This window comes from Bradyrhizobium sp., assembly GCF_052389815.1.
Taxonomy (GTDB): domain Bacteria; phylum Pseudomonadota; class Alphaproteobacteria; order Rhizobiales; family Xanthobacteraceae; genus Bradyrhizobium.
In genome coordinates this window covers 1-11,072 of the sequence record NZ_JBQTHN010000127.1, presented here as the reverse complement: position 1 = coordinate 11,072, position 11,072 = coordinate 1, and the positions used below count along the sequence as shown (strand labels likewise).

At 65.1% G+C, this 11,072-nt stretch carries 9 protein-coding genes; 5 read left to right on the top strand and 4 right to left on the bottom strand.

Annotated features, from left to right (window positions below; genetic code table 11):
* The 3 genes from ACT4OC_RS20845 to ACT4OC_RS20835 form a co-directional block, all read right to left on the bottom strand.
* The coding region (locus tag ACT4OC_RS20845; protein ID WP_444840920.1) for an amino acid ABC transporter permease at positions 1-509 on the bottom strand (509 nt) is incomplete at its 3' end.
* A gap of 335 nt (positions 510-844) precedes the next feature.
* The gene (locus ACT4OC_RS20840) at positions 845-1,696 is read right to left on the bottom strand and encodes an amino acid ABC transporter substrate-binding protein (RefSeq protein WP_444840922.1); all 852 of its coding nucleotides are present in this window, start codon (positions 1,694-1,696) and stop codon (positions 845-847) included.
* Between the two features lie 97 nt (positions 1,697-1,793).
* Positions 1,794-2,855: a LysR family transcriptional regulator gene (locus ACT4OC_RS20835; RefSeq protein WP_444840919.1), complete on the bottom strand. Its 1,062-nt coding sequence runs from the start codon at positions 2,853-2,855 to the stop codon at positions 1,794-1,796.
* 335 nt (positions 2,856-3,190) lie between these two features.
* Here ACT4OC_RS20835 and ACT4OC_RS20830 point away from each other — a divergent pair, with 335 nt between their 5' ends.
* From ACT4OC_RS20830 to ACT4OC_RS20815, 4 genes are all read left to right on the top strand, one after another.
* Positions 3,191-4,456, top strand: coding sequence for a D-amino acid dehydrogenase (locus ACT4OC_RS20830; protein WP_444840918.1), 1,266 nt, complete (start codon positions 3,191-3,193; stop codon positions 4,454-4,456).
* A gap of 189 nt (positions 4,457-4,645) precedes the next feature.
* On the top strand, positions 4,646-5,614 hold the full coding sequence (locus tag ACT4OC_RS20825; RefSeq protein WP_444840921.1) for a Bug family tripartite tricarboxylate transporter substrate binding protein: 969 nt from the start codon (positions 4,646-4,648) through the stop codon (positions 5,612-5,614).
* A 164-nt stretch (positions 5,615-5,778) separates the two neighbouring features.
* Positions 5,779-6,264, top strand: coding sequence for a tripartite tricarboxylate transporter TctB family protein (locus tag ACT4OC_RS20820; protein ID WP_444840917.1), 486 nt, complete (start codon positions 5,779-5,781; stop codon positions 6,262-6,264).
* Between the two features lie 10 nt (positions 6,265-6,274).
* The gene (locus tag ACT4OC_RS20815) at positions 6,275-7,783 is read left to right on the top strand and encodes a tripartite tricarboxylate transporter permease (RefSeq protein ID WP_444840916.1); all 1,509 of its coding nucleotides are present in this window, start codon (positions 6,275-6,277) and stop codon (positions 7,781-7,783) included.
* Positions 7,784-7,846: 63 nt separating this feature from the next.
* On the opposite strand, the gene ACT4OC_RS20810 is transcribed toward ACT4OC_RS20815, so the two are convergent.
* The gene (locus ACT4OC_RS20810; protein ID WP_444840915.1) at positions 7,847-9,229 is read right to left on the bottom strand and encodes a M20 family metallopeptidase; all 1,383 of its coding nucleotides are present in this window, start codon (positions 9,227-9,229) and stop codon (positions 7,847-7,849) included.
* A gap of 116 nt (positions 9,230-9,345) precedes the next feature.
* On the opposite strand from ACT4OC_RS20810, the gene ACT4OC_RS20805 reads away from it, so the two are divergent.
* Complete coding sequence (locus ACT4OC_RS20805) at positions 9,346-10,734, top strand: LLM class flavin-dependent oxidoreductase (RefSeq protein WP_444840914.1); 1,389 nt, start codon at positions 9,346-9,348, stop codon at positions 10,732-10,734.
* Positions 10,735-11,072: the final 338 nt, after the last annotated feature.

Below are 11,072 nucleotides of genomic sequence, written 5' to 3'. Positions count from 1 at the left end.
GTCAGCGGCGGCAGGATGATGCGGAACGCCATCGGCAGCAGCACGTAGCGATAGGTCTGCACCGTGGTGAGGCCAAGCGCGGTCGCCGCCTGCTTTTGTCCGCGCGGCAGCGAGGCGATGCCGGCTCCGAGTTGCACGGCGACGCGCGCCGACATGAAGAGGCCGACGCCGATCGCCGCCGTCCAGAACGGCGCGTTCGGCAGTTGCTTCAGCCACAGACCTGCCGCACGCGGCAGCAGCTCCGGCAGCACGAAGAACCACAGGAACAGCTGCACCAGCAGCGGCATGTTGCGGAAGAATTCGACATAGAGGAAGCCGATCCACTGCGCCGTCCTCGAGGGCAGCGTGCGCAACACGCCGACGATCGACCCGGTGACCAGCGCGATGATCCAGGCCAGCAGCGCCGTCTTGATGGTCAGCACCAGCCCCGACAGCAGCATGTCGAGATAGGTGCCGGTCCCCATCGGGTTCGGCTCGAAGAAGATGTGCCAGTTCCAGCTATAGTTCACGGGTCCCCCGCACCGCAGCGCCGCTCATGTAACGACCGTGTTTGCAAATATCCGGCCATTCCTCCAATGGCCGGACACCGCATCCCCGCGACCCTCATCCTGAGAGGCTGTGAATCTTTCGATTCCGGCAATTTTCGACATGAGTCAAATCAAAGACTTAGAGTCGTCGAAAATCGCGAAAGTCGAATAGATTCACATTCTCTGAGGAGCGGCGCGTGCGCCGCGTCTCGAAGGATGAAGGCCCGTCTGGTGGCCTCATGGTTCTCCCGGCGATGTGAAGCATCGTCCGGAGACGCACGGCTTGGCCGCGCTCCTCACCATGAGGGTTTGGCACCTTACTTGTACGCGTCCGGGTCCGGCGAGTCCGACGGCTTGGCGAACTCGTTCTTCAGCTCCTTGCTGATCGGCGTGGCGAGGTTCAGACCCTTCGGCGGGACCTTCTGGGTGAACCACTTGTCGTAGATCTTCTGGCCTTCGCCGCTGGTGTATACGGCGGCGGTGGCGGCGTCGACGACCTTCTTGAACGCAGTATCGTCCTTGCGCAGCATGATGCCATAGGGCTCGGGCTTGGAGAACGCGTCGCTCGAGATCACGTAGTCTCCCGGCGCTTTCGAGCCGGCAACCAGGCTCGACAGCAGGATGTCGTCCATCACGAACGCCACCGCGCGGTCGGTCTCGACCATCAGGAAGGCCTCGGCATGGTCCTTGGCCGGGATGATGTTGACGTTGAGGCCGCGCGCGGCGTTGGCCTCGGTGAGCTGCTTGATGTTGGTGGTGCCGGCGGTGGAGACCACCGATTTACCCTTGAGGTCGTCGATCTTGCCGATCTTGCTCGACTTCTTGGAAACGTAGCGGCTCGCGGTCAGGAAGTGGGTGTTGGTGAACCAGACCTGCTTCTGCCGCTCGGCATTGTTGGTGGTCGAGCCGCATTCGAGATCGATGGTGCCGTTCGCCATCAGCGGGATGCGCGTCGCCGACGTCACCGGGTTGAGCTTGACCTCGAGCTTGTCGAGCTTGAGCTCCTTCTTCACGGCATCGACGATCTTGTAGCAGATGTCCATCGCGTAGCCGATCGGCTTCTGGTTGTCGTCGAGATAGGAGAAGGGGATCGACGAATCGCGATGGCCGAGCGTAATCGTGCCGGTGTCCTTGATGTTCTTCAACGTTCCCGTGAGGCCTTGCGCCATCGCCGGCCCGGTGCTCAGCGCGCCAGCAAGCAGACAGAAGATGATCCGACGGTGTTTCACGTAATTCTCCCTCTATTGGTTCTCAACTAACGATACTTCAGCGGCCCGATCGCGAAGGCCTGGCCGATGATTTGGCCGGTGTTCTCGAAACCGACCCGGTACGCCCGCCTCCGGCGTGAACCGCACTATACCTGCACAATTCGGACCAAAACAGATTAACCGAGCGCTGGCCATTCGTCCGGTCCTTGAATGCGACTAAAGACAGAGGCAGCGTCCATTTATTGCCTCCGATCGCCGTCAGACCCTTGCGGCCGTGCGCGGCAGCGGTGCTTTCCGCGAGCCAGGCGACGCCGCGGCCGGCCAATGCCATCTCGCACAGCACGTCCGACATGTCGCTCTCGATCATGCGCTGGCCGGCGATGGGGGCATTTTCCAGGATGAGGTCGACCAGGCGCGCGAAATAGACGCCGGGCGAATACATCAGGAGCGGCACCGGGTGCGACGCCTTGCCCGGCAGCGATATGCCGCCCTTGGCGGCCAGCGCCTCACTGACATAGGGCCGCAACAATTCGGTGCCGAGACTGGCGCGCTCATAGCGATCCGGATCGAGATGGATCGGCTGCTGGGCATGGTGGTAGCAGATCATCAGGTCCGCATTGCCAGACACCAGTGAGGTGACGAGATCGTGGATATTGCCGACGACCACCGAACAGCTCAGGCGCCGTTCGGCTGACCAGGCCTGCCACCACTGCGGCAGCTGCGCCGTCGCCATGGCGAATGGCAACGCGATCCGGATGTGCTCGTGAGCGCGTAGCGGCTTGCCGCCGAGCTCGTCGCGGCTATCGAGCATCTGCCGCAGCAATTCGCCGGCATGTTCGCGAAAGCGTTCTCCCTGCGGCGTCAGCTGCGTCGGGTAGACGCTGCGGTCGATCAGGTCGAAGCCGAGCCAGGCCTCCAGCGATTTGATGCGCCGGCTGAACGCCGCCTGCGACGTGTTGCGCCGCTCGGCGGCACGGGTGAAGTTGCCGGTCTCGGCCACCATCAGGAAGTCCTGCAGCCAGCGTAGCTCCATCACGCGACCCATCTCGATGCGGGACATGGCGGCAACGTACCCGCAACGCGCCGCCGACAGCGCGAGGCGGCGAGCGTCGAGCGGCATTGGCTGCTGGCACGGTATTGATTGCCCCATGGCGCCGAACCTAACCGAGGCGCGTGCGGCCTGACCAATGCAAGATTTGCATCATGGCCTCGCGCCGCCGGCCGCCGGGCAGTCCGCTGCAATTCCCGCCCACTCATGTGCCGATCCAGAACCCGCCCGATAAGGTCGCGCTCCCGCCAGCGTGCTACGGCGGGGCCGGCGATGCAAGTTTTGCATTATGCAGACTTGGCATCGGCGATGGCGGTCGCGGCGCCCTAGGCTGGCCGCGTTCACGCCACCTACGTCCCGATCGGCTTCCCTGCTCGGCCGGACAATAGCCAAGAACGAGTCCTGCAATGAAGATCTGTGTCCTGGGCGCCGGCGTCATCGGACTGACGACCGCATGGTATCTCTCGGAGGCCGGGCACGACGTCGTCATCGTCGACCGCCATGCCGCGACCGGCGCCGACGCCAGCGCCGCCAACGGCGGCCAGCTCTCTTATGCGTTCGTGACGCCGCTGGCTTCGCCCGCGACGCTGCTGAAGCTGCCCTCGCTCCTGATCGCAAGGGGCTCGCCGATGCGCATCCGCCCCGGCCTCGATCCGCGCCTGATCTCCTGGGGCGTGCGCTTCCTGCTCGCCTGCCGCTCCGCCGCCGTGCGCGACACTGTCGCCGCGCAGCTCGAGCTCGCCGCCTTGAGCCGGGCCGAGCTGGCGCGGTTGACGCAAACCCTCGGTCTTGCCTTTGGACTGCGGACCGCCGGCAAGCTGGTGCTGTTCCGCTCGCAAGGCGAGTTCGACACGGCGCGCAGCGCGGTCATCGACGACACCGCCGCGGGCGACGCCCAGCAGGTGCTGACGCCGGCCGAATGTCTAGCACTGGAGCCCGCGCTCAAGCTCGGCGAACGCGAACTTGCCGGCGGCATCTTCACCGCCTCCGAGCAGGTCGGCGATTGCGCCGCATTCTGCGCCGCGCTGGCCGACCGGCTGAAGCACCGCATTAACGTCGAATGGCAGCTCGGCACGCCCGTCACCCGCCCGGTACGATCGGGCGGACATCTCGTTGCCGTGGACACCGGAAGCGGGCACGTCCGGGCCGACCGGTTCGTTCTCTGCATGGGCGCATCGTCGAGCGACTTTGCCAGCGCCTGCGGTTTCTACCTGCCGATCTACCCGGTCAAGGGCTACAGCATCACGTTGCAGCCCGCCCGCCAGGCCGGCACGCTTCGCCACAGCGTCACCGATTTCGAGCGCAAGCTGGTGTTTGCGCCGCTGGCGCGCGAGGCGGGCACGGCAATCCGGGTCGCGGGCATCGCCGATCTCGACGGCAACGACCGGAGCATCGATCCCGCCCGCGTCGACGTCCTGCGCCGCGCGTCGGGCGAGCTGCTCGGCATCGAGGCTGACGGTGACGTCCAGCCATGGTGCGGCCTTCGCCCCATGACGCCCGACAGCCGGCCGATCATCGCCTGGTCGCCGCTTCCCGAACTGTTCGTCAATTCGGGCCACGGCATGCTCGGCTGGACGCTCGCCTGCGGCAGCGCCCGGCTGGCCGCCGACCTGATCGACGGCAGGCCGGCTGCCATCGCAGCCGGCGCGTTCAATCTGCGCCGCGCGGCGTAGCCATATTCCGCCTCCCGGCACGGCGCGCTGACTATTTGTCGCATGGGCCCACCCGTGCAGCTGCGGCAACAGGCTATGCGCTTTCCTTCGCCATCGATTTCGGGGAAGATCGCAGGCCATGGAAGACAACAACATCGGTCCGGCGCCAACCGGACCGCACGGGAGAGCCTCGATATGTTGCAACATCATATGTTCCAACGACGCCGCCTGAAAATTGCGCTCGCCGCCGTCGGCATGCTGGTGTCGGCTGCGGCCGGCGCGCAGGACTATCCGACCAAGCCGATCACCCTGATCGTGCCCTGGCCTGCCGGCGGATCGACCGACCTCGTGATGCGCGCGATGGCCGAGAGCGCCTCCAAGGTGCTGGGCCAGCCGATCGTCGTCGACAACAAGGCCGGCGGCAGCGGAACGGTCGGCCCCGCCACGATGGCGGTCTCCGCCAAGCCCGACGGCTATACCATCGCGCAAATCCCGATCACGGTGTTCCGCCTGCCGCTGATGCAGGAAGTGTCGTGGGACCCGTCCAAGGACTTCACCTACATCGTCCACCTCACCGGCTACACTTTCGGCGTCACCACCAGCGCGGAAGGGCCGTTCAAGAAGTGGCAGGACGTGGTCGAGTTTGCCAAGGCGAACCCCGGCAAGGTCACTTATGCGACTCCGGGTGCGGGCACCTCGCTGCACATCGGCATGGAGCAGATCGCGACGATGGCTGGAATCAAGCTCACCCAGGTTCCGTTCAAGGGCGGGGCGGAGACCAACGCCGCCGTGCTCGGCCAGCACACCATGCTGCAGGCGGATTCCACCGGCTGGCGGCCGCTGGTCGATGCCGGCAAGCTGCGCCTGCTGATGGTGTGGACCGGCGTCCGTTCGCCGAACTACAAGGACGTGCCGACGCTGAAGGAGCTCGGCTATCCCATGGTCTACGATTCGCCGTTCGGCATCGCCGGTCCGAAGGGCATGGACCCAAAGATCGTCGCCAAGCTGCACGACGCCTTCAAGAAGGCGCTTGACGATCCGGCCGTGATCGCGACGCTCGCCAAATTCGACATGGTGCCGAACTACAAGAACACCGAGGACTACAAGAAGGCCGTCGTCGAGGTGACGGAGTCCGAACGCAAGGTAGTCGAGAAACTCGGGCTCGCGAAGAAAAACTGACAACGCTCGCGTCCCGGCCCTGCGGTGCAGCGCTCTCCCGGCGATGCGAAGCATCGTCCGGTGCGATGCACCGCAGGGCCGGGACCCACGCCGAGATGGACCCCGGATCTGCAGCGCCCCGCTTCGCGCTGCGCCGCGTCCGGGGAACGACCCAGAGAGAATCAATGAACGATCAAGGCAACGTCAAATTCCGCCTCAACAATTCCGAGCTCTGGGGCGGTCTGATCGGCCTTGCGCTCGGCATCTTCGTGATCCGGTCCGGCCTCAAGCTCAAGCTCGGCACTGTCAACGATCCCGGCTCCGGCTATGTGCTGTTTTACACGGGCATCCTGATGTGCCTGTTCGCCGCGACCATCATCGTCGCTGCGCTCAGCGAAGGCGGGCCGACCTTCGGCTCGCGCTGGCAGAATGCGCGCTGGAGCAAGCCTGCCATCGTGATTGCCTGCCTCATCGCCTTTGCCTTTGCGCTCGATCCCTTCGGCTTCCTCTTGTCCTCCATACCGCTGGTGCTGCTGCTGATGCGGCTGATCGATCCGGTGCGCTGGGAGCTCGCGCTGCCGGTTTCCGTCCTCGTCCCTGGCGGCATGTGGTGGTTGCTCAAGAAGATGCTTGGCATCCAGCTGCCGTCCGGCATGTTCGAAATAGGCTAGAGCGCGCGCCATGGATACATTGATCAATGTCGCGCACGGGCTCGGTGTCGCGCTGGCGCCGATCAACCTGCTCTATTGCTTCATCGGCGTCTTCATCGGCACGCTGGTGGGCGTATTGCCTGGCATCGGCCCGATCTCGGCAATGTCGCTGCTCCTGCCCGTCACACTGTCGGGCACGCCGGAATCCGGCATCATCATGATGGCCGGCATCTATTACGGCTCGATGTATGGCGGCTCCACCACCTCGATCCTGGTCAACATTCCCGGCGAGGCCGCCTCCGTCGTTACCTGCATCGACGGGCATCAGATGGCCAAGCGCGGCCGCGCCGGCCCTGCCCTCGGCATCTCCGCCTTCGGTTCCTTCATCGCCGGCACTTTTGCGCTGATCGCCCTGATGCTGGTGGCGCCGAAGCTCGCCAGCGTCGCCATCGCCTTCGGACCGGCCGAATATTTCAGCCTGATGGTGCTGGGCCTGGTGGTGCTGACCTTCCTGACGCAGGGATCGATGGCCAAGGCGCTGTTGATGGCCTGCATAGGCATCGTGCTCGGCCTGATCGGGCTCGACAGCATCACCGCGCAGCCGCGCCTGACCTTCGGCCGCCTGGAGCTGATCGACGGCATCGGCCTCGTGCCGGTCGTGATGGGCCTGTTCGGCGTTGCCGAGGTGCTGATCAACACCGAGCACGTGATCCGGCGCGACGTCATCAATACGAAGATCAACCACTTGCTTCCCAGCAAGGAAGACTGGAAGGCCAGCGCCGGACCGATGGGCCGCGGCACTCTCCTCGGCTTCTTTCTCGGCATCCTGCCCGGTGGCGGGGCGGTGGTGGCTTCCTTTGCCTCCTATGCGCTCGAGAAGCGGTTGTCGAAGACGCCCGAGCGTTTCGGCAATGGCGCGATCGAGGGCGTCGCGGGGCCGGAGGCGGCGAACAACGCAGCGGCCGGCGGCGCCTTCATCCCGCTGATGACGCTCGGCATCCCGCCGAACGTGGTGATGGCGCTCCTGCTCGGCGCCTTCGTGATTCACGGTCTGCAACCCGGGCCGCTGATGATCACGCAGAACCCCGGGCTGTTCTGGGGCATCGTCGCCAGCATGTATATCGGCAACCTAATGCTGCTGGTGCTCAACCTGCCGATGATCGGGATGTGGGTGCAGCTGCTCAAGCTGCCGTACAACATCCTGTTCCCGCTCATCATCCTCTTCACCATCATCGGCGTCTATTGCTCGAGCAACAACGTGTTCGACGTCTACGTCATGATCGCCTTCGGCGTGATCGGCTACTTCATGCGCAAGCTCGGCTATGAGCCGGCGCCGCTGGTGCTGGCCTTCGTGCTCGGACCGATGATGGAGAACAACCTGCGCAAGTCGCTGATCCTCTCGCAGGGCGATCTCTCCACCTTCGTGACGCGGCCGATTTCGGCGGCGTGCCTATTGTTCGCCGTGGCGCTGCTGATCGGGCCGCTGCTGCCGGCGCTGCGCAGGAAGCGCGAGCTGGTGGCGCTCGACGAGGGGGTTTGACGCTCAGGCTCTCTTGTTTTTTGCGCATGATCTTGTCGGAAAACCGGTGCCCACTTTTCCGGATCATGCGCGTGCTCCCTTCTCGCCGAGATCCCAGAACAGGCCGGCCATGATCGCGAGCGCTTCTTCCGTCACCGGCATCAGGATGTGCTCGTTCGGCGCATGCTGCGAGCAGCCGGGATAGGAATGCGGTACCCAGATCGTCGGCAGCCCCAGCCCTTCCGAGAACACGTCGTTGGGCAGCGAACCGCCGAAGTTGGGCAGGATCGCCGGTGCCTTTCCCGTGGTCCGCCGGATCGATTCCGCGGCCCAGTTGATCCAGGGGCTGTCGAAGTCGGTGCGCGAGGCGGCAAAGCTCTGCGCCGCGCTCACCTCGACCATGGGGAAGCCCCGGGCGTGGAGGTGTTTTCGGACGGCATCGACGGCCTGCTCGATCCTTGTGCCGACCACGAAACGCAACTGCAGCACCGCATGTGCCTCGCCCGGAATGGCGTTGGCCGGGCTTGCGATGTTGCCGGACGTCATCGCCAGCACCTCCAGCGTGTTCCAGGCGTAGAGCCGCTCGGCCGCCGATAGCCCGTCTTCGCCCCAGTTCGGCGACAGCTGCGGCTCGTCCGCCGTCGGCTCGACCTTGACGTCGGCGAGCGCGTTGCGGATCGCATTGGAGATGCGCGGCGGCTTCAGCGCCTCGAGCTGCATCTGCCCCTTTTCATTGACGAGACAGGCAATGGCGTTGGACAGGATCGTCGCAGCATTGGCGAGCACGCCGCCCCAATTGCCGGAATGGTGCCCGCCATCGCGCAAATTCACGTCAAGATGGATACGCAGGCCGCCGCGGCAGCCGAGAAAAATCGTCGGCCGCTCCGCGGACAACCGCGGCCCGTCGGAGGCGACGAAGAGATCGGCCTTGAGTTCCTCGCGATGACTCTCGCAGACCTTGCGCAGGTCGGGCGAGCCGATCTCCTCTCCGGTCTCGATCAGAAACTTGGCGTTGAAGCCGAGCTTGCCGCCGCGCGCCGCGCGCACCATGGAGAGCGCCGACATGTTGATGCTGTGCTGGCCCTTGTTGTCGGCGGTGCCGCGGCCATAGACGCGCTCACCCTTGACGGTGGTGCGCCAGGGATCGAGATTGTCGCGCCACTCGCCCGCCATGCCGTCGACGACGTCGCCATGGCCGTACGTCAGCACGGTCGGCAGCGAGGCGTCCTCGCGATAGTCGGCCAGCAGATACGGCCCCTTGCCGCTGGGCGACTCCACCAGCCGCGTCGTGAATCCGAGTTCGGTAAAGGCCGGCTGCAAATCCTCGACCAGATAGGCGCGCAGCGCGGCGCCGGAGTCCGGCTGCTGGCTCTCGGTGCGGTAGCCGACCCGGCGATCCAATATCTTCAGGAACTCGCCGGAACGAAAATGTTCTCGCGCCCGGTCAATCGCGTCGGCTCTGCTCATTCGCTTCTTTCCATTTCGCAACAGGCGATCTTCCTCGAGCCTAGCAGAGCCGATTTGGCCTTGCTAATCCCCGTCCACATGCAACAATTTCCATCCCAGCCGGAAGCGTTGCACCAATGACGAAACAGATCCGCCTCAACGCCTTCGCCATGAACTGCGTGGCGCACCAGTCGCCGGGATTGTGGACGCATCCGCGCGACCGCACGGCCGAATATAACCGCCTGCCCTACTGGATCGACCTGGCGAAGACGCTGGAGCGCGGCCGCTTCGACGGGCTGTTCCTCGCCGACGTGCTCGGCGTCTACGACGTCTATGGCAACAGCCCCGATGCCGCCTTGCGCCACGCGACGCAGACGCCGGCCAACGAGCCGTTGATGCTGATCCCTGCGATGGCGGCGGTGACGAAGCATCTCGGCTTCGGCGTCACCTCCAATCTCTCCTTCGAACCGCCCTACCCGTTCGCGCGGCGGATGTCGACGCTCGATCATCTCACCGACGGGCGCGTAGGGTGGAACGTCGTCACCGGCTATCTCGACAGCGCCGCGCGCGGCGCCGGCAGGGACAAGCAGACCGCCCATGACGACCGCTACGACATCGCGGACGAATATATGGAGCTGGTCTACAAGCTCTGGGAGGGCAGCTGGCGGGACGATGCAGTGCTGCGCGACCGTGCCCGCGGCGTCTTTGCCGATCCAGCGAAGGTGCACCGCATCGCGCATGAGGGGAAGAACTATCGCCTCGATGCGATTCACCTCAGCGAGCCCTCGCCGCAGAGGACGCCCGTGCTGTACCAGGCCGGCACCTCGCCGCGCGGCCGGCAGTTTGCCGCGCAACATGCCGAATGCGTGTTCATGTCGGGACCGTCGGCGAAGGTGATTGCGCCGCGCGTTGCCGCCATTCGCGAGCTGGCCGCGGCAGCCGGGCGCAATCCCGAGGAAGTCTTGATGTTCTCCATGTTCACGGTGATCCTGGGACGGACCGAGGCCGAGGCGAAAGCGAAATACGAGGACTATCGCCGCCACATCAGCCCGGAGGGCGCGCTGACGCTGATGTCGGGCTGGACCGGCGTCGACTTCTCGCAGATGGCCCTCGACCAGGAAGTGCGCCACGTCACCAACGATGCCGGCCGCAGCGCGATGGACAACATCACCCGCGCCGATCCCGATCGTATATGGACCGTCCGCGAGGTGGCGCAGCATGTCGGTATCGGCGGCATCGGGCCGGTGATCGTGGGTACGCCGGAGAAAGTCGCCGACGAGATGGAAGCGTGGTTCGAGGCCACCGACGTCGACGGGCTAAACATGCCCTTTGCCGTCTCGCCGGGCGATTTCGAGGATATTGCCGACATGCTGGTTCCGGAGCTGACGCGGCGCGGGCGCTACAAGGCAGAATATGCGCCGGGCACCTTGCGGGAGAAATTGTTCGGTGCGGGCCGTGCGCGCCTCGACGAGCGGCATCCGGCGGCGCGGCATCGGCCGGCCGTGGCGGAGAAGGCGGCAGAGTAGCGGGATTACCGCGCTGCCAACGCACCGTCCTTGCGAGCCACCCGGTCGGCGCGAAGCGCCGCCGGATGACAGGCTCCGCGAAGCATTCCACCTTATCTGCGCCGGCGGAAAGCTGGATTGCTTCGCTTCGCTCGCAATGACGTGGAAACATGAGCGCTCATTCCCGCGGCTCGTTCTCGCCCGGGTTCTGCAATTTCGTTTGCTCCCTCTTGAGTAGAGGGCGCGGAGAAGGCCGGGCGCCGGCTGCGCCCGCAGCACCGTGTGCAACGGTAGTAAGAAAACGCACACGGATTTGACAGGTACAGCCAGGACATCCCGACCTTCCCCGCGCAATGGTT